Origin of the sequence: Goodfellowiella coeruleoviolacea, from assembly GCF_024171785.1 — a bacterium.
GTDB classification, from domain to species: Bacteria; Actinomycetota; Actinomycetes; order Mycobacteriales; family Pseudonocardiaceae; genus Goodfellowiella; species Goodfellowiella coeruleoviolacea.
Genome location: NZ_JAMTCK010000008.1, coordinates 322,121 through 345,783, shown reverse-complemented (window position 1 = coordinate 345,783; position 23,663 = coordinate 322,121). Strand labels below are relative to the sequence as shown.

The following is a 23,663-nucleotide window of genomic DNA, read 5'->3' as shown; positions in this document are numbered from 1 at the left end:
CATGCAGCACAACGTTTCCCGATTCCACGGCAAGGTCGCACTGGTCACCGGCGGCACGAGCGGCATGGGACTGGCGACCGCGCGGCGGCTGCTCGCCGAGGGCGCGCGGGTGGTGATCACCGGCCGGGACCAGCGCCGGCTGGACGCGGTCTTCGCCAACGCCGTCGCCTTCCTCGCGTCCGACGAGGCGTCCTACGTCACCGGACAGGACCTGGTCATCGACGGCGGTCTGGTCGTCGGGTAGCCGCCAGCCGGCCCGGGTCGCCATCCGTCCCGCGCCGGGCGGATCACTCCGGTTCACCCGTTTTGTCACCGATGTCGTGCCCGGAGTGGGGTCCGCACCGGACCAGGGCGCCGCCCTTGACAGCAGGAAAGCGCTTTCCATACCCTGTGGTCTCCTCGGTGTTTCGAGCATCCGTCCGGCCAGAGACGCGGAACACGAAGCCGTCACGCGGCGCCGCGGCAGCGGATCGGCGCCCGCGCCGCGCTCACCCTCTGGAGACGCATGATGAAGTTCAGGCCCTTTCTCGCCGGCACCGCCCTGGTGGCGGGCGCGGTGGGCGTGTCAGCTCCCGGACCGGCGGTCGCCGCGCCCAGCCACCCGGCTGGCGAGGTCTCGGCGGCGGCCAGCCCGCTGTACGTGGCGCCGAACGGCAAGGACAGCGCGACCGGAACCGAGTCGGACCCCACCACGCTCACCTCGGCGATCACCCGGGTGACCGCCGGCGGCACGATCTACCTGCGCGGCGGGACCTACGACTACGCGCAGACCGTCACCATCGCGCCGGGCAACAACGGCACCGCCAGCGCCCGCAAGAAGCTGTCCGCCTACCCCGGTGAGACCCCGGTGCTGAACTTCTCGGCGATGTCCGAGAACTCGGCCAACCGCGGGCTCGCCGTGAACGGGTCGTACTGGCACGTCTACGGCCTCACCGTGCAGCGCGCCGGCGACAACGGGATCTTCGTCGGCGGCAGCAACAACATCATCGAGCGCACGGTGACCCGCTTCAACCGCGACTCGGGGTTGCAGATCTCCCGGATCGCCTCGGACACCCCCAAGGACCAGTGGCCGGCCAACAACCTCATCCTCAGCTCGGAGTCGCACGACAACGCCGACTCCGACGGCGAGGACGCCGACGGCTTCGCCGCCAAGCTCACCTCCGGCCCGGGCAACGTCTTCCGCTACACCGTGTCGCACAACAACATCGACGACGGCTGGGACCTCTACACCAAGTCCGACACCGGCCCCATCGGCGCGGTGACCATCGAGGACTCCCTGTCCTACGGCAACGGCACCCTCAGCGACGGCTCCCAGGCCGGCAACGGTGACCGCAACGGCTACAAGCTCGGTGGCGAGGACATCAAGGTCAACCACGTCATCCAGCGCAACATCGCCTACGACAACGGCAAGCACGGGTTCACCTACAACCGCAACCTCGGCACCATGACGATCACCAACAACGTCAGCATCGACAACGAGGAGCGCAACTACTCGTTCGACGGCGGCACCTCGGTGTTCCGCAACAACGTCTCGTGCCGCAGCAGCAAGGGAAGCAACGACCGGATCACCGGTGACGCGGACAGCTCGAACCAGTTCTGGTCCGGGTCGAACGGGTCCAGGTGCTCCGCCTACACCGGCGCCCTGAAGTGGTCCTTCGCCTCCGACGGCCGCCTCGTCGTCACCTTCGGCGGCAAGACCGTCACCCCGTAACCACCCCCGGAGCCCCGCCCAGCTGATCCGCTGGACGGGGCTCCGGACGGGTCCACTTCGGACTCAGCTGGCGCAGGGCGCGGGTGGCGCGCTGGTCGGGGAGGTGGCCCAGGTGGCCCTGGCCGGGTCGGGGGTGAGCTGGAAGGTGAGCGCGGCGCCGGAGCGCAGCTCGGCCACGTCGATCCAGGAGCGGTCGCGGGCCTGGCGGCCGACGCGCAGGCCGCTGACGTACTCGATGTTCTCGGCGGTCGCGCCCTCGGCCGTGATCACCACGTCGCGGCCGCCGGGCAGGTGCAGCACCGCGCGCGGGAAGCGGGGCGCGTTGAGCACGAACTGGCCGGTGCCGGGCACCGCCGGGTACAGGCCCAGCGCGCTGAACACGTACCAGGCCGACATGGTGCCCAGGTCGTCGTTGCCGGTCACGCCGTCCGGCGCGTTGGTGAACAGGGTGTGCGCGGCGTGCACCACGGCCGAGGTCTTCCACGGCTGGCCGATCAGCGTGTACATCCACGGCGCGTGCAGGTCGGGTTCGTTGTTGGGGTTGTAGCGGAACTGGTTGTAGTAGTCGTAGGAGCCGACCACCCACTTCTCCCGCGCCGTGCCGGCCGGGTCGACCAGCAGGTCGGGGTAGGCGAAGAACTCGTCCAGCCGCTGCCCGGCGGCCCGCTGGCCGCCCATCAGCCGCACCAGGCCGGGCACGTCCTGCTGGGCCAGCCACTGGTACTGCCAGGCGGTGCCCTCGTGGAAGCCGTCCTGGCCGGTGGGCTCGTAGGAGCCGTCGGCCGGGGTGAACCACGCGCCGCCGGCCAGCTTGGGGCGGGGGAAGCCGGTGAAGCCCCGGTCGCTGGCGCCGGCGTCCCACAGCACCTGGTAGTTGCGGCCCTTGGCGCGCAGGGCGGCGGCGTCCGCGCGGTGGCCCAGCGCCTGCGCCATGACCGACAGGGAGCAGTCGGCCAGCGCGTACTCCAGGGTGGCCGAGCCGCCGTGCTGCGGGTCCACGTCCTGGCCCTTGTGCGGGAAGTCCTTGTCGTACTGGACGAATCCGTGCGCCTGGTAGCTGGGGTTGCCGGCGCGGCCGGAGAACGGGGAGTCGGCCGGCGGCAGTTGGGTGGCGTTGCGCAGCAGGGCCGCGTACGCCTGGTCCTCCAGGCCGCGCAGCGCGCCGAACCGCCACAGGTCGACCAGGAACGGGGTGACCGGGTCGCCGGTCATGGTGTTGGTCTCCTGGTTGGCGTAGGCCCAGCGGGGCAGCCAGCCGCCCTGCTCGTCGATGGCCAGCAGGCTGCGCGCGATGTCGCGGGCGCGGGCGGGCCGCAGCAGCGCCAGGAACTGGTTCTGCGTGCGGTAGGTGTCCCACAGCGAGAAGAACTCGTAGTAGGTCCAGCCGGTGGCGCGGTGCACCTGGTTGTCGAAGCCCAGGTACCGGCCGTCCACGTCGTTGCCGGTCAGCGGTTGCAGCAGCGAGTGGTACAGGGCGGTGTAGAACACCGTGCGGTCGTCGGCGCCACCGCCGCTGATCTCGACACTGCGCAGTTCCTCCCGCCAGGCGCGCTGGGCGCGCTCGCGCACCTCGTCGAAGCTCAGCCGCCGGCCGTGCGCGGTGGTCTCGGCCGCCAGGTTGCGCGCGGCACCGGCACCGTCCACGTGGGAGATCGCCGTGGTCGCGGTGACCTGGGTGCGCCCGCCGCCGGTGTCGAAGCTGAGCCAGGCGCCGCGCAGGCCGGCACCCCCGGCCGAGGCGGTCGAGCCGGGCGTGCCGCCCTGCGGGGACCAGGTGCCGTAGCTGGTGAACGGCCGGTCGAAGGTGGTGACGAAGTGGGTGCGGTAGGGCTTGCCGCCGCAGAACGCCTGCGACTCCACCACGCCGGCCACGGTGTGGTCGTCCACCACCCGGATCTCGCTGGCGGTCACCGGCTCCCGGTCGTTGGCCTGGCCGGTGTTGACGAACACGTGGCCGGTGCTCGCGGTGGCCGGGAAGGTGTAGCGCTCCACCCCGGTGCGGGTGGTGGCGGTGGCGGCCACGTCGATGCCGCCGTACCCGGTGAGCCGGACCCGGTAGTCGCCCGGCCGGCCCACCTCGCCGTCGTGGGTGTAGGGCGAGGCGTAGCGGGTGTGGTCGAAGCTGGCCGGGTCGGTGGTGTCGAAGTCACCGCCGGGGCCGATGCTGCCGGTGGTGGGCAGGGTGGAGATCAGGCCGCCCTGCTCCCAGCAGCCCGCGCCGGACAGGAAGAAGTGGCCGAAGCCCCGGATGAGCGGGTCGTCGTAGTGGTAGCCGGCGTAGTGCGACCCGATCGGGCTGACCTGGGTCATGCCGAACGGCATGGCCGCGCCCGGGAAGGTGTTGCCGTCGTCCTTGGTGCCGATGAAGGTGTTCACCTCGGTGAGGGGGTCGACGCCGGCACCGCCCGGGGTGGGGTCGGCCGCCGCCGTCGGCACGGCCAGGGCGGCCGGCACGGCGACCGCGAGGGCTAACACGGCGGCACCCCGCCACGAACCGGGCATCCGATCACTCCTCTGTAGACGGATCACAGTGGACGGAGTCAGGCGGCGGTGATCGCGAAGACGTGCAGGGCGCCGCCGGTGACGCTGGCCGGCAGGGTCACCGACGCGACCTGCTTGCCCGGGGCGAGGCTGATCGGCGCGGTGGCGAACACGTAGGTGCTCACCTGCTGGGGCGAGCCGTTGGCCTGGTTGCGGTAGGCGGTCCGGGCGGCGATCCGGTTGTCGAACTGGACCGCGCCGCCGCCACCGCCCAGGGTCCAGTCGGAGAAACCGACCTCGGCGGTCTGGGTGGTGCCGTCGGTGTAGGTGATGGTCAGCGTGCCGGACGCCTTGCCGTTGGTGGCGCTGCCCAGCAGCGCCAGCCTGGTCGCGCCGGCCGGGGCCGCCACGCTGACGCGCTGGCCGCGGGCCACCACGTTGTCCGGGTCGCCGCCGGGCACCGACGGCCACTGGTGGGCCAGGCCGTCCACGGTGACCGGTTGGCCCGGCACCACCCCGGCCTTGGCCAGCGCCTGGCCGGACATGCTCCAGCCGCCGCCGTCGTAGTCGGCCAGGGCCGGGTCGGTGTCGTCGGACACGCCCACGTTGTCGAAGGCCGCGCGCAGGCTGCCCGGCTCGGCCACCAGCACCACCAGGGTGGTCGGCGCCAGGGTCCGGCCGCCCGTGCTCAGCGTGATCGGCACGCGGTGGCTGGTCTGCGCGGCGTCGCCGGCCACGGCCACGGTCACCGGCACGCTGGCCCGGCCCTGCGCCGGCACGGTGAACCGCCCGGACGAGGGGGTCACGGTCAGGCCGGGCGGTGCGGCGGCGCTCCAGGTCACCGTGGCCGCCTGACCGGACACGTCCTGGGCGCCCACGGTGGCCGACGCGCTGCCGCCGGACGGGATGACCAGCCGGGACGGCTGGGCGAAACCGATCTGGGTGAGCGCCTCACCGTCCCGGAAGGACGGTGGCGCGTCCGAGGGCGCGGTGCCCCAGGTCGCGCCGGCCCGCTCGGCCAGGGTGAACTCGACCGTGCCGCCCCGGGTGGCGAACGACTCGGGCAGCCAGGTGCGGGTGGACGGCTGGCCGTTGACCTTCAGCCCGGTGACGTAGCGGGTGGCCGCCGACGCGCCGGGCGCGGAGATCACGATCGGCGCGGCGCCCGGCCGCTGGACGGTGATCTTCTCGAACAGCGGGCTGTTGAGCACCAGTTCGGCGCGGCCGGGCAGGTAGGGGTACATGCCCATGGCCGCCCACACGTACCAGGACGACATCTGGCCCAGGTCGTCGTTGCCGACCAGGCCGTCGGCGTCCGGGCCGAACAGCTCGGTCAGCGACCGGCGGGTGATGTCCTGGGTGCGGTCGGGCCGGCCGGTGTAGTTGTAGATCCACGGGGTCTGCAGGGTGGGTTCGTTGCCCAGGAACGCGTACGGCTCGTGCGGTCCGGCGTTGAGTTCGGTGAAGAAGGTGTCCAGCCGCTCGGTCACGGCCGCCGCGCCGCCGAACGCGCTGACCAGCCCGGCCGTGTTGTAGGGCACCATCCAGGTGTACTGGGCGCCGTTGCCCTCCACGTAGCCGCTGGGGTTGGCCGGGTCGAACGGTTCGGCGAACGAGCCGTCCCGGTTGCGCGGCTGGAGGTAGCCGGTGGCCGGGTTGTACAGGTTCTGCCAGAACTGGGCGCGGCGCATGAACTCCTGCCAGGTGGCGCTGTCACCGAGCCGGCGGGCCAGCTGCGCGATGGCGAAGTCGGCGCTGGTGTACTCCAGGGTGTCGGCGGCGGCGCCGGCCACGTAGCCCAGCTTCTGGTAGTCGGCCAGGCCGGGCCGCTCCTGGTAGCCCTGGGTGGGTTGGGTGGCGCCGCGCAGCATCAGCAGCAGCGCCCTGCCCGCGTCGAAGTCCCTGGCACCGAAGGCGTACGCCGAGGACACGATGATGTGGTACGGGTCGCCGTTCATCACGCCGGTGTAGGTGTTGGCCACGGTCCACCGGTCCCAGGACCCGCCCTGCTCGGCGTAGGCGATCATGGAGCGGGCGATGTCGCTGGTCTCCTGGGGCGCCAGCAGGGCGAGCAGCTGGACCTCGGAGCGGTAGACGTCCCAGCCGGAGAAGTTGGTGTACGCGGCGTGGCCGCGCTCGACCGCGTGCACCCGGCCGTCGAAGCCGGGGTAGCGACCGTCCACGTCGGAGAACACGTTGGGCTGCACCAGGCTGTGGTACAGCGCGGTGTAGAACGTGGTGCGCTGCTCGTCGGTGCCGCCGCTGACCCGGATCTGGTTGAGCCGGTCGTTCCACGCGTCGCTGGCGGCCTGGCGGGTCCGGTCGAACTCCGGTCGCGGGTTCTCCGCCGCCAGGTTCGCCCTCGCCCCGTCAACGGACACAAAGGACAGTCCAACCCGGACGGTGACGGTGCGCTGCCCGCTGGTGTCGAAGGTGACGTAGGCGCCGGTGCCCGGGCCGGACACGGTGGTGTCCTGGCGCTGGCTCGGCCGGGGCTGGTCGGTGCCGTTCTTGGGGGCGTTCGCCGCGGACAGGTCCACCCGGGGCGGGGAGCCGCCGCGCTCGCTGGTCCGGCCCGGGGTGACCGCGCCGTCCTTCCAGGTGCCGACCTCGGCGAAGGGCTGGTCGAACTCGGCGTGGAAGTACACCCGGTAGCGGTGGTCGGCGCCGCAGAACCGGCCGCTGGTGGCCCACCCGCTGATGCTGCTGGCGCCGATGGTGACCTCGGCGTCGTCGGTTCCGGCGATCGACCCGGAGGTGTTCACCAGCAGGGTGGCCGGCTCCAGCGCCGGGTAGGTGATCCGGCCGGTGCCGGTGCGCTGGGTGGCGGTCAGTTCCACCTGGGCGCCGCTGTCCAGCCGCACCCCGTAGTAGCCGGCCGTCACCGTCTCGTTGTCGTGCGAGAACGTGGCCGTGTACCGGTCGGGGTCGGTCGCCGGTGAGGTGGTGACCTCGCCGACCACCGGCATGAACGGGATGTCCTGGTAGGTGGTGCAGCCCGCGCCGGACAGGTGGGTCAGGCTGAAGCCGGTGATCCGGTTGTCGTCGTAGAAGTAGCCGCCGGGCTGGTTGACCGCGGTGTCCGGGCTCCACTGCATCAGGCCGAACGGCACGACCGCGCCCGGGAAGGTGTTGCCGGCGCCGCCGCCGGTGCCGTGGTCCTGCCCGCCGGGTTTGGTGCCCACGTGCGGGTTCACCCAGCGCACCAGGTCCTCGGTCGGCTGCTGGGCCACCGCGGCGCCCGACTCGGGCCCTGGGTCGGCGAGTGCCGCCTGGGCCAGCCCCACCACCAGGGCCGCACTCGCCGTCACCGCCAGCACGGCACCGACTGGTCGGGGTCTGCTCGCTGGTCTGCTGGCTCGGTCCGACACCGTTGCCTCCCACACGTCCCGGCGTGCTCGCGGCCACGACCTGGCCGGACCACGTGCTCCCGGCGGGCTACCCCGGGCGGAGCCGACCGCCGACCAACCCTGTCCCATGTCCACACCGATTTCGGGGCCGTCAGCCACCTTGCGGAGCGGTTCGGCACGGCGTCAAGAGCGCGCCCCGGACATGTCTGGTTCAGGACAGCGATGTTCGCCCGTCGGGGCTAACCGGCGGGGCCCACCGAGCCGTGTTCACCCCAGGATTCCACCGATCCAGTGACGGTTGGGCCAGCCGGATGAATAGCGCCGGCGCGGACCGCCTTGACCGGTTCCGAACCGTTGACAGGCCCGAACGGCACGCATCAGAGTCCGCCACCATGACAACGTTGTCCGCGGTCGAGCCGCGTCGGGTCCGCCGGGCCACCATGGGAGACGTGGCGCGACTGGCCGGCGTGAGCATCAAGACGGTGTCGCGGGTGGTCAACGACGAGCCCGGGGTGCACCCGGCCACGGCCGCCCGGGTGGTGGCCTGCATCGAGCAGCTGGGCTTCCGGCGCCACCTGGGCGCCCGCGACCTGCGGCGCGGTTCGTCCAGCAAAACCATCGGCCTGGTGCTGGAAGACGTGGCCAACCCGTTCTCCTCGGTGCTGACCAGGGCGGTGGAGGAGGCCGCGCGGGCGCGCGGCTGGCACGTGCTCACCGGCTCCTCGGACGCCCAGCCCAGCCGGGAGCGGGAACTGGCCGTGGAGTTCTGCGCGCGGCGGGTGGACGGGCTGCTGGTGGTGCCGGCGGGCGGGCAGCACGGGTACCTGGCGGCCGAGATGCGCACCGGCACCCCCGTGGTGTTCCTGGACCGGCCGGCCGGTGATGTGGTGGCGGACACCGTGCTGGTGGACAACGCCGGTGGCACCGCGGCGGCGGTCCGGCACCTGCACGCGCACGGCCACCGCCGGATCGCCTTCCTCGGCGACGCCCCGCAGATCTTCACCGCGGCCGAGCGGCTGCGCGGCTTCCGGGAGGGCTGCGCGCGGGCCGGCCTCGGCTGGGACGACGAACTGGTGGTGATGGGGCCGCACGACGCACCGGGCGCGGCCAGGGCGCTGGCCCGGGTGTGCGGGGGCGAGCGGCCGGCCACCGCGGTGATCGCCGGCAACAACCGGATCACCGTGCACGTGCTGCGCGCGCTGGCCGGCGCGGCGGCGCGGCCCGCCCTGGTGGGTTTCGACGACTTCGAGCTGGCCGACCTGGTCGATCCGCCGGTGACCGTGCTCGCGCACGACACCGCCGCGATGGGCCGGGCCGCCATGGAACTGCTGTTCGCCCGGCTGGACGGGGACAGCGGGCCGCCCCGCCGGGTGGTGCTGCCGGTCCGGCTGGTGCCGCGCGGGTCAGGAGAGCTGCCGTGTCGATGAGTCCGCTGGAGCTGCCGCCCAACCAGCCCCGCCAGTTCTACCGGGGTGGTGCGGCCATCGCCGCGCTGCGCCAGCTCGCGCCGGGCCCGGACGAGTACCGGCCGGAGGACTGGGTCGCCTCGACCACCGCGCTGTTCGGCAAGGACCCCGAGGGGCTGGCCACCCTGCCGGACGGGCGGACACTGCGGGACGCGGTGGCCGCCGACCCGGTGGGCTGGCTGGGCGCCGAGCACGTCGCCGCGTTCGGCGCGGACCCGGCCCTGCTGGTCAAGCTGTTGCACGCCGGCCAGCGGCTGCCCGTGCACTGCCACCCGGACAACGCCTTCGCCGCCCGCCACCTGGGTTGCCGGCACGGCAAGACCGAGGCGTGGGTGGTGCTGGACACCGACAGCGACACGGCCGACACCCCCGACCCGACCGTCTACATCGGACTGCGGGACGGCGCGGACGAGGACACCGTGCGGCACTGGGTGTCCACACAGGACTCCGAGGGCATGCTGGCCGCGCTCAACCCGGTGCGGGTGGCCGCCGGGGACACCGTGCTGGTGCCGGCCGGGCTGCCGCACGCCATCGGCGCCGGGGTGTTCGTGGTGGAGGTCCAGCAGGCGGCCGACATGTCCGTGCTGCTGGAGTGGCGGGACTTCGTGCCCGGCCCGGACACCGCCCACCTGGGTCTGGGCTACGCCACCGCGCTGGCCTGCGTGGACCACACCGCCTGGCCACCCGAGCGGATCGCCACCCTGCTCCGGCACACCGCCGGGGACCCCGGCCCGGTGGTGGACCTGTTCGGCGCCGACGCCGACCCGTTCTTCCGCGCCCAGCGGCTGCACCCGGGCACCGGACTGGACCTGGCGCCGTCCTACGCCGTGCTGGTCGCCCTGACCGGCACCGGCACGCTGCGCACCGGCCGGGGCGAGACGCTGCACCTGCGCCGGGGCAGCACCGTCGTGGTCCCGCACGCGGCCGGGCCCACCACCCTGACCGGCGCCGACCTGGTGGTCGTCCGCTGCCAGCCGCCACCGCCCGGCCCGGCCAGCGCCGCGGCTGACGCAACGCGAGGAGAAGGCCGATGAGCGGCACACCCCCACTGCTCGCCGCCCGCGCGCTGACCAAGCACTACGGCACGGTCGAGGCGCTGCGCGGCGCGTCGTTCGAGGCACGGGCCGGCGAGGTGGTGGCACTGGTCGGCGACAACGGCGCCGGCAAGTCCGCATTGGTCAAATGTCTGTCCGGAGTGGAGACACCGGACGCCGGCGAGATCGTCTTCGACGGCGCGCCGGTCCGGTTCACCTCCCCCACCGACGCCAGGGCGATGGGCATCGAGACGGTGTACCAGGACCTGGCCGTCGCCCCGGACCTGGACCCGGCCGCCAACCTGTTCCTCGGCCGGGAGCTGCGCAAACCCGGTCTGCTCGGCCGGCTGGGCGTGCTGGACAAGGCGGAGATGCGCCGCCGGGCCACCCGCGAGTTCGCCCGGCTCGGGGTGCGGCTGCCGAGCGTGGACGTGCCGATCGGCGCGCTGTCCGGCGGCCAGCGGCAGAGCGTGGCCGTGGCCCGCTCGGTGGTGTGGGCCAGCCGGGTGGTGTTCATGGACGAGCCCACCGCCGCACTGGGCGTGGTGCAGCGCCAGCGCGTGCTCGACGTGATCCGGCGGGTCCGCGACGAGGGCATCGCCGTGGTGCTGATCAGCCACAACATGCCCGAGGTGCTGGCCGTGGCCGACCGGGTCGAGGTGCTGCGGCTGGGCCAGCGGGTGGCCCGCTTCCAGGCCGCCGACACCACGGTCGAACAGCTCGTCGGGGCGATGACCGGGGCACTCACCCAGGAGGACGCGGCATGACCACGGCAAAGCAGTCCGTTGTGGACACCCCGGAGGAGGGCGACGACCCGTCCCGGCCGGCCGCGTGGCAGCGGCTGCGCTCGGCCAACACGCTGTGGATCGGCCTGGTGCTGCTGGCGCTGTGCGTGGTGTTCGGCGCGCTGCGACCGGAGGCCTTCCTCACCCTGTTCACCGCGCAGACCCTGCTGATCGAGGCGTCCGTGCTGCTGGTGCTGGCCGTGGGGATGACCTTCGTGATCATCACCGCCGGCATCGACCTGTCGGTCGGCTCGGTGCTGGTGTTCGCCGGCGTGGTGGGCGCGAAGACCATGGAGGCGCTCAGCCCCGGCGGGGACGCCACCGACGCCGGCTGGGGCGTGATCGCCGCCGGCCTGGTCGTCTCCCTGCTCGGCGGCGGCGCCTGGGGCCTGGTCAACGGCCTGCTGATCGCCAGGGCGCGGATTCCCGCGCTGATCGTCACCCTGGGCTCGTTCGGCGCGGCCCTGGGCGCGGCGCAGCTGATCACCGACGGGGTGGACGTGCGCACGGTGCCCTCGGCCCTGGCCAACACCCTGGGCTCGGGCACCTCGCTGGGGGTGGTGCCCAACCTGGTGCTGCTGGCCGTGGCCGTGACCGTGCTGGGCGATCTGGTGCTGCGCACCACCCGGTTCGGCCGGCACACCTACGCGATCGGCTCCAACGCCGAGGCGGCGCGGCGCGCCGGCATCGCGGTGACCAGGCACCTGGTACTGGTGTACCTGCTGGTCGGGCTGCTCGCCGGGCTGGCGGGGTTCATGTCGCTGGCCTACTTCCGCACCACCACGATCAGCGGCCACAGCACCGACAACCTCAACGCGATCGCCGCGGTGGTGCTCGGCGGCACCAGCCTGTTCGGCGGGCTGGGCTCGGTGCTGGGCACGGTGATCGGCGTGTTCATCCCGGCCGTGCTCACCAAGGGGTTCGTGATCCTGCACGTGCAGGCGTTCTGGCAGCCGATCGCGGTGAGCGTGGTGCTGGTCGCGGCGGTGTGGTTCGACCAGGTGCGCCGCCGCGCCAGGAACCGGTCCTGAAATCCCCCACGGATGTTGTCCAACGGTGTTCTCGCGGCTCTCGACTGGCTGCGCCAGCCGATCCGCCCCCTACCCGGTCCCGACGAGGTGCGGAGGTAACGACAGTGGTGGCAGTGGGTGCGAGGAGCACGCGCAGGGTGGTCGCCTCGGTGGGCGCCACCCTGCTGGCCGCGGCGGTGCTGGCGGCCTGCGGCACCGGCCAGGTCGGTGACACCGGCACCAGCGGCGCGGCCGGCAACAAGAAGCTGGTGCTGATCCCGGGGGTGAAGGCCGAGCCGTTCTACATCTCCATGCAGTGCGGCGCGCAGGAGGAGGCCCGCAGCCGCGGCTACGAGCTGGAGACCCAGCCGCCGGACCGGTTCGAGGCCGCCCTGCAGACCCCGATCCTGACCGGTGCGATCGCCAACCGCCCGGCCGGCATCCTGATCGCGCCGACCGACGACAGGGCCATGGCCGGTCCGATGAAGCAGGGCAGGGACGCCGGCGTGACCATGGTCGAGGTGGACACCGCGCTGCAGGACACCTCGATCGCGGTGGCCTCGGTGTCCTCGGACAACGAGCAGGGTGGCCGCAAGGCCGCCGAGACCCTGGCCACGCTGGTCGGCGACCGGCAGGGCTCGGTGCTGGTGCTCAACACCATCGCCGGCACCTCCACCACGGACGCCCGCGCCAAGGGCTTCGAGCAGGAGATCGCCAAGCACCCGAACCTGCGCTACCTGGGCGCCGAGTACACCAACAACCAGCCGGCCGAGGCCGCGCAGAAGGTGTCCGCCACCCTGTCCGCCAACCCCGACCTGATCGGCGTGTTCGCCACCAACCTCAACACCGGTGAGGGCGCGGGCACCGCGCTGCGCAACGCCGGGCGCACCGGCTCGGTCAACCTGGTCGGCTTCGACGCCAGCCCCAAGCAGGTGGAGGACCTGCGCAACGGCGTGGTGCAGGCGCTGATCGCCCAGGACCCGGCCACCATCGGCCGCCGGGGCGTCGAGCAGGCGGTCAACGCCATCGAGGGCAAGCCGGTGCAGCGGCGGACCCAGACCGACCTGGTCGCCATCACCGGCCAGGACATGGCCGCCAACGAGCAGTACTTCTACCGGACCCAGTGCTGATCGCCAGGAACCGCGCGACGGGTGGGCGCCGTGCGGCGGGCCGCCGGGGTCACCTCAGGCCGACGGAGAAGCCCTCGTCCTGGATGCCCCGGTAGACCTGGGGGCCGAAGGTGACCAGGCCGCGTTCCAGCACCGGGATCAGCCGGCCGGCGTCGCCCAGCGGCAGCCGGTAGCCGTTGCGCACCCGGTGCAGCTCCCACAGGTGCTCCAGCTCCGGGTGCCTGGCCCGGAAGCCGTCGTCGCCGGGGAACAGGTCGAGCCGGACCATCACCCGGCGCACCACCGCGTCGCTGAGCTGGACCGGTCGCTCGGCCGTGCGGGAGATGGACACCGCGGCCAGTTCACCCCAGGCCACCGCCCACGGCTTGCCCCTGGGGTCGTCCCAGCGGATGCCGGCCGGCTCGAAGACCAGCTTGCGCGGCCGGGACACCATCTTCCAGTTGACCAGCGCGAGCACCGCGATGCCGGTGAACCCCAGGCCGATCACCCCACCGATGAGCAGGCCGACCCAGTCGTCGCCGCGGGCCTGCGGAACGGCCACCGCGATCATGATCAGGGTGGGCACGCCCAGCAGCGCGGCCACCAGCCCACCGATCAGCACCCGCCGGGTGTCCCGGCTGCCGATGTCGATCACCACAGGCCCGCCCTGCGGCCCTGGCGCCCCGGGCAGCGGAGCCGAGGGCAGCGGAGCCGAAGGCGGTGCCCCAGCAGGCGGGGGCGCCGGCTGGGGCGGCTGCTGGTACTGCGGCGCGGGCACCGGCCCGGCGGGGCTCGGCGGCGCCCACCCCGGCTGCTGCGGCGCTGACCACCCCTGCTGACCCGGGCCCCACTGCTGGCCGGCCCCCTGCTGTTGGCCTGATCCCCACTGCTGACCGGGGCCGGGCTGTGCCGGCCACTGACCACCCGGCGGGACAGGACCCGACGGTCCCCCTGGCTGCTGCCACGTCACCGGCTCAGGCTAACAACGCGACCTGTGCGGTCCCCGCAAAATCAACCGATGTGCGCAGTGCCGACCGGTGGTGCTCAGTGGCCGGCGCGCAGGCCCGCCACCAGCTCGTCGGCCGCCCGGTAGGGGTCGATCTCGCCGCTGGTGACCTGCTTGGCGAGCTGGCCGAGGGCACCGCCCTGGTGCACGTCGCCGAGTTCGGCGCGCAGCCGCGCCACCGCGACCGCCTCGATCTCGCTGCTGGCCCGCGCCACCCGGCGCCGCTCCAGCTCGCCGTGCGCGACCAGCCACCGGTGGTGCTCGTCCAGGGCGGCGACCAGCTCGTCAACGCCCTGCCCGGCCGAGGCCACGGTGCGCACCACCGCGGGCCGCCAGCTCGGCCCCGTCCGCTCCCGCCGGCCCAGCGAGATCATGTGCTTGAGGTCGCGCACGGTCGCGTCGGCGCCGTCCCGGTCGGCCTTGTTCACCACGAACACGTCACCGACCTCCAGGATGCCGGCCTTGGCCGCCTGGATGCCGTCGCCCATGCCCGGGGCCAGCAGCACCACCGTGCTGTCGGCCAGCGACACCACCTCGACCTCGGACTGGCCCACCCCGACCGTCTCCACCAGCACCACGTCGAAGCCGGCCGCGTCGAGCACGCGCAGCGCCTGCGGGGTGGCCCAGGCCAGGCCACCCAGGTGCCCGCGGGTGGCCATGGACCGGATGAACACCCCGCTGTCGGTGGCGTGGTCCTGCATCCGCACCCGGTCGCCGAGCAGGGCGCCGCCGGAGAACGGCGAGGACGGGTCCACCGCGAGCACCCCGACCCGCCTTCCCTGCCGGCGGAACGCCGCCACCAGCGCGGACGTGGTGGTGGACTTGCCCACGCCGGGCGAGCCGGTCAGGCCGATCACCACGGCCCGGCCGGTGAACGGGGCGAGCGCGGCGGCCACCTCGCGCAGCTGCGGGCTGGCGTCCTCGACCAGGGAGATCAGCCTGGCCACGGCGCGCGGCTGGCCGGCACGCGCGCGCTCGACCAGCTCGCCGACGTCAACGGTCCTCGGCACCGGCGAAACCCCGGCTCACCTGGTGGTGGGCACGCGGAGCAGCAGCGCGTCGCCCTGGCCGCCGCCGCCGCACAGCGCCGCCGCGCCGACCCCGCCGCCGCGCCGCCGCAGCTCCAGGGCCAGGTGCAGGACGAGCCGGGCGCCGGACATGCCGATCGGGTGGCCGAGCGCGATGGCCCCGCCGTTGACGTTGACCCGGTCCTCGTCCAGGCCCAACTGCCGGGCGGAGACCACGCCGACCGCGGCGAACGCCTCGTTGATCTCCACCAGGTCCAGCTCGCCCGGCTCGATGCCGGCCTTGGCGCAGGCCACCCGGATCGCGTTGGACGGCTGCTCGTGCAGGCTGGCGTCCGGGCCGGCGACCACGCCGTGCGCGCCGATCTCGGCGATCCAGTCCAGGCCCAGCGCCTCGGCCTTGGCCTTGCTCATCACCACCACGGCGGCGGCGCCGTCGGAGATCTGCGAGGCGGAGCCGGCGGTGATGGTGCCGTCGGCGGCGAACGCCGGCCGCAGCGTGGCCAGCGTCTCCACCGTGGTGTCAGCGCGCACGCCCTCGTCGGTGTCCACCAGCACCGGGTCGCCCTTGCGCTGGGGCACGCTCACCGGAACGATCTCCTCGGCGAACAGGCCGGCCTTGATCGCGGCGGCGGCGCGCTGGTGGGAGCGGGCGGCGAACTCGTCCTGCTCCTGGCGGGTCAACCCGTAGCGGGCGTTGTGCTTCTCGGTGGAGGCACCCATGGCGACCTGGTCGAACGCGCAGAACAGCCCGTCGTAGGCCATGTGGTCGACCAGTTGGGTGTCGCCGTACTTGAACCCGGAGCGCGACTTGGGCAGCAGGTGGGGCGCCTGGGTCATGGACTCCTGGCCGCCGGCCACCACGATGTCGAACTCGCCGGCCCTGATCAGCTGGTCGGCCAGGGCGATGGCGTCCAGACCGGACAGGCACACCTTGTTGATGGTGAGCGCGGGAACGTCCATGGGGATGCCGGCGGCCACCGCGGCCTGCCTGGCCGGGATCTGGCCGGCGCCGGCGGTGAGCACCTGGCCCATGATCACGTACTGCACCTGGTCGGGTGAGATCCCGGCCCGCTGCAGCGCGCCCTTGATGGCGAAGCCACCGAGCTGCGCGCCGGAGAAGTCCTTGAGCGAGCCCAGCAGCCGACCCATTGGCGTACGGGCCCCGGCGACGATGACGGTTCCGGACACAGTTGCCTCCACGGGCGGTGTCAGCTTCCACGGGCGGTGGTCGACGGATATCACCCGGACGATACCGGTGGGTAGCCGACGGACAGACTGTGGTGTAGCGCACGGCACAGGCGCGCGGCGACTACACCGATTCCGAGGTTACCCGCGCATGTCACGCACCACATTTCACCGAGCGTGACCGGTTCAGCCGTCCTACCCTACGGTCCATGCTTGAGGAACTCAGGAGTTTCGTTATCGCGATCGACCACGTCGGTCTCGCCGTGCCCGACCTCGACGAGGCGATCAACTTCCACCGCGAGACCTTCGGCTTCGAGCCGACCCACGTGGAGACCAACGAGCAGCAGGGCGTGCGCGAGGCCATGCTACGGGCCCCCGGCGACACCACCGGCGCGGCACTGCAGTTGCTGGCGCCGCTGCGCCCGGACTCCCCCATCGGCAAGTTCCTCGACCGCCACGGCCCCGGCATCCAGCAGCTGGCCTACCGGGTGTCCAGTGTGGACGAGGCGAGCGCCGCGCTGCGCGCCAAGGGGCTGCGCCTGGTCTACGACGAGTCGGTGCCCGGCACCGCCAACAGCCGGGTGAACTTCGTCCACCCGAAGGACACCGGCGGGGTGCTCATCGAACTCGTGCAGCCGGCCGAGGTTCCCGCCGAGCCCGCCCACCGGCGTTGACCCACCGGCCTTGACCCGCCGGAGTTGACCCACGGGAGTTGACCCACGGGAGTTGACCCACTGGGGCCCCGCCGCTGATCCCGGCTGGTCCCGTCCCGCCGCCGGGCCGCGCGCGCCGGGCCGGTCCCCACCGCGTCAGGTGGCCGGGCTGAGCCGGCCACCAGCCCCCTGCGCCAGCGCGCCCGCGATGAACCGCAGCTCCCGCTCCATCAGGCCGACCCGGGTCTTGCCGACCTCCAGGTGCCGCGCCATGGAGTGCCGGTGGCTGACCGCCAGCGCGAGCAGTTCGGCCGCGCTGTCCACGTCCGCCTGTTCGGCGCTCTCCGGGCTGGCCGCCACGATCACCGAGCGGATCTGGTCCACGATGCGCTCGAACCGGGCCTGCATGGCGGCGCGCACCGCCGCGTGCGTGTCGGCCTCCCGCCACAGCAGGTGGCTGAGCAGCCGGGAGGAGTCCAGCGCGGCGTCCAGCTGGGTCACCAGCCGGCGCAGGCTCTGCGCGATGTCCCCGGGCACCACCACGCGCGCCAGGTCGACCAGGTCGTCGGGCAGCCTGGCCACCAGCGCGGTCAGCAGATCCGACTTGCGGCGGAAGTAGTAGTGCACCAACCCCTTGGGCACCTCGGCGCGTTCGGCGATCCGCGACGTGGGGGTGGCGTCGAAGCCAGCGACCGCGAACAGCTCCTCGGCCGCGGTCAGGATCCGCTCCCGCGCCGAGACGTCGCCGCCGATCCTCACCCGCACCATCGGGCACCCCCTTCACCGCCATCATCACCGCCACCATTTTCAGCTACCACAGCAAGGACCCACGACGAGACCGGTGCTGGCTCGGAACGCGCGCCGCGTCGGGAGAACTCCGCCCGCGGGCTGCCCGAGACGCCCGGTGCACCGTCGTGGGCCCGAGGTTTCCGCCCGACCAGAGGCGATCGCCGGTCCACAACCGGCTCGCCGGATCAGGCTGTCTGTGGGCTGTCGGACAACGGCCGGTCAGTGCTGGCCGGCAAGCCCCTGGTGGGCGGCGTTCGCCGCGGGCAGCGCCGCGACACCCGCGATCACGGTCAGCACGCCGATGATCCACGACGTCCACGCCGCGCCGGTCAGCGCGCTGTAGCCCATCACCCACGGCGAGATGAACAGCAGCACACCCAGCACGATCTGGATCCACTCGCTCGCCACCGTGCCGGGCGCGGCAAGGGACCACAGGCCGTCGATCGCGATCAGGACACCGAGGACGACCATCGTCCACGTTGCCGCGGTCGACACGGACAGCCAGATGGGCGAGAGCAGGGCGACGACGCCCAAGACCACCTCTGCCCAGTCCTGCCAGCGAGTCCACGGCTTGACCATCACGACCACCTCCAATCTCTTCGGCCACTTCCGATAATCCGCCTTGGTTGGCCGGCCGGTCAAGTCCATCGCTCGTCCGTTCGGGGGACGTGGACGTGCCCTGCCTCACACCGGCACGACTGGATCGTTTACTCGTCAGTAACCTGCCGTCACCTGCACCGATGAACGCGCGCTTGTTGTCCGCCCCGGGAGTCTCCCGTCCCGTCGATCCACGTCACCAGCTGTTCGCGGACAGCCGCGACCAGCCGATCCGAAGGGGACCGCAGTGCAGCAGATCCTTGACGCCATCCTCGGCGACGACCTGGCCAAACTCGGCGAGCTGCCCGTTCCGGACCACTACCGGGGCGTGACCGTGCACGCCGAGGACACCGAGATGTTCGACGGCCTGCCCACCAGGGAGAAGGACCCGCGCAAGTCCCTGCACCTGGACGAGGTGCCCACCCCGGAGCTGGCGCCGGGCGAGGCGCTGGTCGCGGTGATGGCCAGCGCCATCAACTACAACACCGTGTGGACGTCGATCTTCGAGCCGCTGTCCACGTTCGGCTTCCTGCGCCGCTACGGCCGCACCTCGCCGCTGGCCGCCCGGCACGACCTGCCCTACCACGTGGTCGGCTCCGACCTGTCCGGCGTGGTGCTGCGCACCGGCCCCGGCGTGCACGCCTGGCAGCCGGGCGACGAGGTGGTGGCGCACTGCCTGAGCGTGGAACTGGAACACCCGGACGGCCACGGCGACACCATGCTCGACCCGCAGCAGCGCATCTGGGGCTTTGAGACCAACTTCGGCGGGCTGGCCGAACTGGCCCTGGTCAAGGCCAACCAGTTGATGCCCAAACCCGCCCACCTCACCTGGGAGGAGGCAGCTTCACCCGGTTTGGTGAATTCCACCGCGTACCGGCAGTTGGTCTCGCGCAACGGCGCCGACATGAAGCAGGGTGACGTCGTGCTGATCTGGGGCGCCTCCGGCGGCCTCGGCTCCTACGCCACCCAGTTCGCCCTGCACGGCGGCGCCATCCCGGTGTGCGTGGTCTCCAGCCCCGAGAAGGCGGAGATCTGCCGGCGGATGGGCGCCGAACTGATCATCGACCGCGCCGCCGAGGGTTACCGCTTCTGGAAGGACGAGCACACCCAGGACCCGGGTGAGTGGAAGCGGTTCGGCGCGCGCATCCGCGAACTGACCGGCGGCGAGGACCCGGACATCGTCTTCGAGCACCCGGGCCGGGAGACCTTTGGCGCCAGCGTTTTCGTGGCCAAGCGCGGCGGCACGATCGTCACGTGCGCGTCGACCAGTGGCTACGACCACTCCTACGACAACCGCTACCTGTGGATGAACCTCAAGCGGATCATCGGCTCGCACTTCGCCAACTACCGCGAGGCGTGGGAGGCCAACCGCCTGGTGGCCAAGGGCAAGATCCATCCCACTCTGTCCAAGGTGTACTCATTGGCGGACACCGGGCAGGCCGCGCACGACGTCCACCGCAACCGGCACCAGGGCAAGGTCGGCGTGCTGTGCCTGGCGCCGCAGGAGGGTCTCGGCGTTCGGGACGAGGAGCTGCGTGCCGCCCATTTGGCTGAGATCAACCGTTTTCGGGACCAGTAGGGGGAAAAAACCCGAAGAAACGTCCGCGCTGCGCGGCCGGCAGACGCGAACCTGGTGCCACGAACGGGTAGCGTGATGGCATGCGCCTCGCGGACGATCGTGACCTTGTTCCACTGGGATCCGGATTCGACATCGTCAAGCGCGGTTATGACCGCGCCCAGGTCGAGGATCACCTGGAACGTGTGGACGCCGATCTCCGGCTACTCGCCGCGGACCGCGACGCCGCCGTGTCCCAGGCGAACGACCTCGCCCGCCAGTTGGAGGCGGCCCGGTCGGAGATCGACGACCTGCGCGGCCAGGTGGATCGGCTGTCCCTGCCCCCCAGCACTCTGGAGGGGCTCAGCGAGCGGCTGCAACGCATGCTGCGGCTCGCCCAGGACGAGGCCAACGAGATCAGGGCGCGCGCCGAGGCCGAGGCCGGCCACATCCGGGTGAAGGCGGAGTCGGACGCGGCGGCGTTGCGGGCGCGCCACGAGAAGCTGATCGCCGAGCTGAACTCCCGCCGGGCCGAGATGGAGGCCGAGCACCGGGGCGTGCTGGAGAAGGCGCGCGCCGACGCGGACAAGATCACCGGCACGGCGCGCGAGCAGGCCAGGCAGCTCGACGACGAGTCGGCGCGGCGCCGGCAGCAGCTCGACGAGGAGTCCGCCCGCAAGCGCCAGCAGGTGGAGGAGGACTTCGAGATCGCGATGGCCTCCCGGCGCACCGAGGCCATGCGCCAGCTCGCCGAGCAGGAGGCCGCCAGCAAGGCCGAGGCGGACCGCCGGGTGCGCGAGGCCACCGACGAGGCGGCGCGCATCCGCCAGCAGATCGCCCAGGAGCAGGCGGCCAGCAAGGCCGAGGCCGAGCGCCGGGTGCGCGAGGCCACCGACGAGGCCGCCCGCGTCCGCCAGCAGATCGTTCAGGAGCAGGCGGCCAGCAAGGCGGAGGCCGAACGCCGCATCCGCGAGGCCACCACCGAGGCCAACCGGCGCCGGCACGACTCCATCGCCGAGGCGCAGGCCCGGGTGCAGCAGGCGATCGACGAGGCCAACCGGCGGGTTCGGGAGGCCACCGAGGAAGCCACCCGGCGGATCAACCACGCGACCGCGCGCGTGGAGTCGCTGCGGCAGCTGCGGCAGCGGGTCGCCACCCAGTTGAGTTCCGCGCGCGGCCTGCTGGTCGACGCGGCACCGCTGCTGGAGCAGCTCCCGCAGGAGCGCCCCGAGTCGGCGGACCAGCCGCCGGCCAGCGGCGACGCCGCCCAGTCCGCGCCGGCCGCCCAGCCCGCCCCGGCCGGCCAGTCCCCCGCCGCGGCGACCCCTACTGCGGCGACCCCACCCGCGGCTCCGTCAGCCGCCGCCCCGGCACCCGCCGCCCCGCCGGCGACCACTGCCGCCGCCCCGGTGACCCCGACCGAACAGCCGCCGGCAGCCCAGCCGGCGCAGCCCTCGGCCGGGGACGCCGCCCAGCACCCCGAGCCGACCACCGGCACCGCCGCGACCAGCACCGACCAGGTCACGGCAGAGCCGACGCCGCCCGCCGCGGTGGCCGAGTCCCCGGTGGCCCCCGCCGCGGCCCAGGAGCCCCGACCGGCCGCTCCGCAGACGGCAACTCCCCCGGCGGTCGCGCCCCAGTCGGCCGCTCCCCAATCGGCCGCGCCCCAGCCGGCGGCTCCCCAACCGGCAGGGCAAGCCGCGTCACCGCCGGAGACCGCACCGACCAGCGGCGAGCCCGCCCCGGCCGCGCCCCAGCCAGCCGCGGCCACGGCCACCCCGGCCGAGCCGGCCCCGGCAGCACAAGCCCCGGCTCCGCAGCAGCAGGCGCAGGCCGCGCCAGCGGCGGTGGCCCAGACCGACGCCGACACCGTGAAGGTCGCGGTCCCCAAGGTCACCGGGGCCACCGACGTTGCCAAGGCTTCGGGAGACGGAACCGCCCAAGGCGCCACCGACACCAAGAGCCCGGCCACCAAGAGCCCGGCCACCAAGGACACCGGGAGCACCGGGGGCACCGAACCGACGCCCACCGCACCCGCCGCGACCGCGTCCGAGGCAACCGTGGTCAGCGAGCCGGCCAAGCCCACGCCGACGGCTGCCACGCCCGCGCAGCCCGCACCGGCCAAGCCGGGCTCGGCCAAGGCACCGGCCAAGCCGGCCCAGGCCAAGACGTCGGCCAGGACTCCGGCCGCCCCCGCCAAGGCGACCCCGGGCAAGGCAACCCCGGCCAAGCCAGAGCAGCCGAAGTCCGGCCAGGCCACCCCACCTGCCCCGGCGGCGCCCGCGGTGGACGGCTCAGCGGAGCGGACCGCCCGGATCGACGCCAAGGCGGCCGCCGCGGCCAACGCCGCCGAGCAGACCAAGCGGATCAGCAGGGCGGCCCTGGCCCAGGTCAGGGGCAACGGCCAGCAGGGCAGGCCGGCGGCGCAGAGCGCCAAGCAGCCGGCCGGCAACCAGCAGCAGCCCGGTGGCCAGGGCACGGCGGCGACCCGACAGCCGGGCGCCCAGCAGCGGACCGGCAACCAGCGGCCCCAGGCCCAGCGCAGCGCGCCGCAGCAGCAGCCAGCCGCCGGCAACCCGCCCACGCTGCACCTGCCCGTGGAAGAACTCGACCAGCAACCGGCCGGCGGCCAGGAAGCGGCCACCACACCGCCGGGCGGCCAGCAGCCCGGCGGTGAGCAACCCGGTGGCCAGCAGCCTGGCCAGCAGCCCACTGGTCAGCAGCCCACTGGTCAGCAGCGCGGTGGCCAGGGCCGGACGCCCACCAAGCGGTTCAAGCACCCGTCCAAGCGCTGACCGCATACCACGAACAGCACGCCCCAGCTCAACAATCACCCGATCGAGCACGCAGTTGTGCACACCCGACGCGGTTGTCCCCAGACCGCGTCACCACGCTGTCCCACCACCCGGGGGGCCGATAGGCTGGCGCAGGGCTCGCCCCCCGGTGGTGGGTGGGGGCTGGGATCAGTCGTGAAAGGCCTGGTCAAGCCGCCTCAACCAGGCCCAGCCACCTCAACCAGGCCCGGCCACCTCAACCAGGCCCGGCCACCTCAGCCGGGCCCAGCGACGTCAGCCGCGCCCGGCCAGCTCTGTCAGCCACGGTCCCACCGCGTCGACGAACGCCTCGGGTGCCTCCACCGGTGACAGGTGCCCGCACTCCGGCAGCACCGCCAGACGCCCCTGGGGCAGTCGTGCGGCCAGCTGGCTGGCCACCTGCGGCGGGGTCATGGTGTCCTGCTCCCCGACCACCACCAGCGCCGGCACCGTGACCGCGCCGAGCAAGTCGGTGGAGTCGGGCCGCGCGGCCATCGCCCGCTGCGTCCAGGCCACGCCCGCGGCGGGCTGGTCGGACACCAACCGGGCGACCTCCTCGACCACCTCCGGCCGGTCGGCCCTGGTCGTCGCACCCAGCATGCCGGGCACGAGCGTGCTCGCCAGCCAGTCGCCCGCGCCGTCGCGCTCCAGCCGTTCGGCCATGCCCAGCCGGGTCGCCCGCTGCTCGGCGTCGTCGGCGGTGGCCCTGGTGTCGACCAGCAGCAGGCCGGCCACGCGCTCGGCGGCCCGGCGCAGCACGGCCATGGCCACGTACCCGCCGAGGGAACAGCCACCCACCACGAACCGGTCCACCCCGAGGTCGTCGAGCAGCCGCAGCAGGTCGTCGGCTGCCACGTCCAGACTGGGTTCGGGAACCCCGTCGCCGGTGTCCAACGGGCTGCGGCCGAGACCACGCTGGTCCGGCGTGATCACCCGGGCCCGGCCGGCCAGTGGCTGGCGCACGCCGTTCCACATGCGACTGTCCACAGGGAACGCGTGCGCGAGCACGACCGGGAGGCCCGCTCCGGAGTCGGTGTAGTGCATGGCCCCATCCTGCCCGGCAGCGCCACTTCAGGCCTTCGGGTGACGTG

General features: G+C 73.1%; 17 protein-coding genes and 1 pseudogene. 10 read left to right on the top strand and 8 right to left on the bottom strand.

Going from position 1 to position 23,663, the window contains the following annotated elements:
- The first annotated feature begins 1 nt into the window (after position 1).
- The gene (locus tag LX83_RS19500) at positions 2-244 is read left to right on the top strand and encodes an SDR family oxidoreductase (RefSeq protein WP_407649616.1); all 243 of its coding nucleotides are present in this window, start codon (positions 2-4) and stop codon (positions 242-244) included.
- Positions 245-508: 264 nt separating this feature from the next.
- A complete protein-coding gene (locus LX83_RS19490) occupies positions 509-1,711 on the top strand; it encodes a right-handed parallel beta-helix repeat-containing protein (RefSeq protein WP_253773393.1) in 1,203 nt (400 codons plus the stop codon).
- A gap of 63 nt (positions 1,712-1,774) precedes the next feature.
- On the opposite strand, the gene LX83_RS19485 is transcribed toward LX83_RS19490, so the two are convergent.
- A complete protein-coding gene (locus LX83_RS19485; RefSeq protein WP_253773391.1) occupies positions 1,775-4,213 on the bottom strand; it encodes a GH92 family glycosyl hydrolase in 2,439 nt (812 codons plus the stop codon).
- A 38-nt stretch (positions 4,214-4,251) separates the two neighbouring features.
- Positions 4,252-7,503 carry a GH92 family glycosyl hydrolase gene (locus tag LX83_RS19480; RefSeq protein WP_253773389.1) on the bottom strand — a complete coding sequence of 1,084 codons (3,252 nt, stop codon included), beginning with the start codon at positions 7,501-7,503 and terminating at the stop codon, positions 4,252-4,254.
- A 479-nt stretch (positions 7,504-7,982) separates the two neighbouring features.
- On the opposite strand from LX83_RS19480, the gene LX83_RS19475 reads away from it, so the two are divergent.
- From LX83_RS19475 to LX83_RS19455, 5 genes are all read left to right on the top strand, one after another.
- Positions 7,983-8,969, top strand: coding sequence for a LacI family DNA-binding transcriptional regulator (locus LX83_RS19475; RefSeq protein WP_253773553.1), 987 nt, complete (start codon positions 7,983-7,985; stop codon positions 8,967-8,969).
- Positions 8,966-10,042: a class I mannose-6-phosphate isomerase gene (locus LX83_RS19470; RefSeq protein ID WP_253773551.1), complete on the top strand. Its 1,077-nt coding sequence runs from the start codon at positions 8,966-8,968 to the stop codon at positions 10,040-10,042. The genes LX83_RS19475 and LX83_RS19470 overlap by 4 nt, the downstream gene beginning before the upstream one ends.
- Entirely contained in the window at positions 10,039-10,809 is a 771-nt protein-coding gene (locus LX83_RS19465; RefSeq protein ID WP_253773386.1) for an ATP-binding cassette domain-containing protein, read from the top strand. The genes LX83_RS19470 and LX83_RS19465 overlap by 4 nt, the downstream gene beginning before the upstream one ends.
- Positions 10,806-11,858: an ABC transporter permease gene (locus LX83_RS19460; protein ID WP_253773384.1), complete on the top strand. Its 1,053-nt coding sequence runs from the start codon at positions 10,806-10,808 to the stop codon at positions 11,856-11,858. The genes LX83_RS19465 and LX83_RS19460 overlap by 4 nt, the downstream gene beginning before the upstream one ends.
- Positions 11,859-11,971: 113 nt before the next feature.
- Positions 11,972-12,967: an ABC transporter substrate-binding protein gene (locus LX83_RS19455; RefSeq protein ID WP_253773382.1), complete on the top strand. Its 996-nt coding sequence runs from the start codon at positions 11,972-11,974 to the stop codon at positions 12,965-12,967.
- Positions 12,968-13,016: 49 nt separating this feature from the next.
- Here the strand turns inward: LX83_RS19455 and LX83_RS19450 are convergent, their stop codons facing one another.
- From LX83_RS19450 to LX83_RS19440, 3 genes are all read right to left on the bottom strand, one after another.
- On the bottom strand, positions 13,017-13,604 hold the full coding sequence (locus LX83_RS19450) for a hypothetical protein (protein ID WP_253773380.1): 588 nt from the start codon (positions 13,602-13,604) through the stop codon (positions 13,017-13,019).
- A gap of 386 nt (positions 13,605-13,990) precedes the next feature.
- Complete coding sequence (gene meaB / locus LX83_RS19445) at positions 13,991-14,962, bottom strand: methylmalonyl Co-A mutase-associated GTPase MeaB (RefSeq protein WP_253773378.1); 972 nt, start codon at positions 14,960-14,962, stop codon at positions 13,991-13,993.
- 15 nt (positions 14,963-14,977) lie between these two features.
- The gene (locus LX83_RS19440; protein ID WP_253773376.1) at positions 14,978-16,168 is read right to left on the bottom strand and encodes an acetyl-CoA C-acetyltransferase; all 1,191 of its coding nucleotides are present in this window, start codon (positions 16,166-16,168) and stop codon (positions 14,978-14,980) included.
- Positions 16,169-16,374: 206 nt separating this feature from the next.
- Between LX83_RS19440 and mce the strand changes: the two genes are divergently transcribed.
- Positions 16,375-16,839: a methylmalonyl-CoA epimerase gene (mce, locus tag LX83_RS19435; RefSeq protein ID WP_253773374.1), complete on the top strand. Its 465-nt coding sequence runs from the start codon at positions 16,375-16,377 to the stop codon at positions 16,837-16,839.
- 135 nt (positions 16,840-16,974) lie between these two features.
- Here the strand turns inward: mce and LX83_RS19430 are convergent, their stop codons facing one another.
- Entirely contained in the window at positions 16,975-17,586 is a 612-nt protein-coding gene (locus tag LX83_RS19430) for a TetR/AcrR family transcriptional regulator (protein WP_253773372.1), read from the bottom strand.
- Positions 17,587-17,826: 240 nt separating this feature from the next.
- Positions 17,827-18,186 (bottom strand): SPW repeat protein, encoded by a 360-nt coding sequence (locus LX83_RS19425; protein WP_253773548.1) that lies wholly within the window; start codon positions 18,184-18,186, stop codon positions 17,827-17,829.
- A gap of 265 nt (positions 18,187-18,451) precedes the next feature.
- Here LX83_RS19425 and ccrA point away from each other — a divergent pair, with 265 nt between their 5' ends.
- Both ccrA and LX83_RS38905 read left to right on the top strand, forming a co-directional pair.
- Positions 18,452-19,783, top strand: a complete 1,332-nt coding sequence (gene ccrA, locus LX83_RS19420) for a crotonyl-CoA carboxylase/reductase (protein WP_253773370.1) — start codon at positions 18,452-18,454, stop codon at positions 19,781-19,783.
- Positions 19,784-19,863: 80 nt separating this feature from the next.
- Positions 19,864-20,997 (top strand): annotated as a pseudogene (locus LX83_RS38905) (hypothetical protein); the annotation flags it as partial.
- Between the two features lie 1,830 nt (positions 20,998-22,827).
- Here LX83_RS38905 and LX83_RS19410 read toward each other — a convergent pair.
- Entirely contained in the window at positions 22,828-23,616 is a 789-nt protein-coding gene (locus tag LX83_RS19410; RefSeq protein WP_253773368.1) for an alpha/beta fold hydrolase, read from the bottom strand.
- Positions 23,617-23,663 lie beyond the last annotated feature (47 nt).

Bases quoted from the DNA above. Each gene is read 5' to 3' on its own strand.
- LX83_RS19500 (WP_407649616.1), top strand. From the start codon at position 2: ATGCAGCACAACGTTTCCCGATTCCACGGCAAGGTCGCACTGGTCACC.
- LX83_RS19490 (WP_253773393.1), top strand. From the start codon at position 509: ATGAAGTTCAGGCCCTTTCTCGCCGGCACCGCCCTGGTGGCGGGCGCG.
- LX83_RS19485 (WP_253773391.1), bottom strand. From the start codon at position 4,213: ATGCCCGGTTCGTGGCGGGGTGCCGCCGTGTTAGCCCTCGCGGTCGCC.
- LX83_RS19475 (WP_253773553.1), top strand. From the start codon at position 7,983: ATGGGAGACGTGGCGCGACTGGCCGGCGTGAGCATCAAGACGGTGTCG.
- LX83_RS19470 (WP_253773551.1), top strand. From the start codon at position 8,966: ATGAGTCCGCTGGAGCTGCCGCCCAACCAGCCCCGCCAGTTCTACCGG.
- LX83_RS19465 (WP_253773386.1), top strand. From the start codon at position 10,039: ATGAGCGGCACACCCCCACTGCTCGCCGCCCGCGCGCTGACCAAGCAC.
- LX83_RS19460 (WP_253773384.1), top strand. From the start codon at position 10,806: ATGACCACGGCAAAGCAGTCCGTTGTGGACACCCCGGAGGAGGGCGAC.
- mce (WP_253773374.1), top strand. From the start codon at position 16,375: ATGCTTGAGGAACTCAGGAGTTTCGTTATCGCGATCGACCACGTCGGT.
- LX83_RS19430 (WP_253773372.1), bottom strand. From the start codon at position 17,586: ATGGTGCGGGTGAGGATCGGCGGCGACGTCTCGGCGCGGGAGCGGATC.
- LX83_RS19425 (WP_253773548.1), bottom strand. From the start codon at position 18,186: ATGGTCAAGCCGTGGACTCGCTGGCAGGACTGGGCAGAGGTGGTCTTG.
- LX83_RS19410 (WP_253773368.1), bottom strand. From the start codon at position 23,616: ATGCACTACACCGACTCCGGAGCGGGCCTCCCGGTCGTGCTCGCGCAC.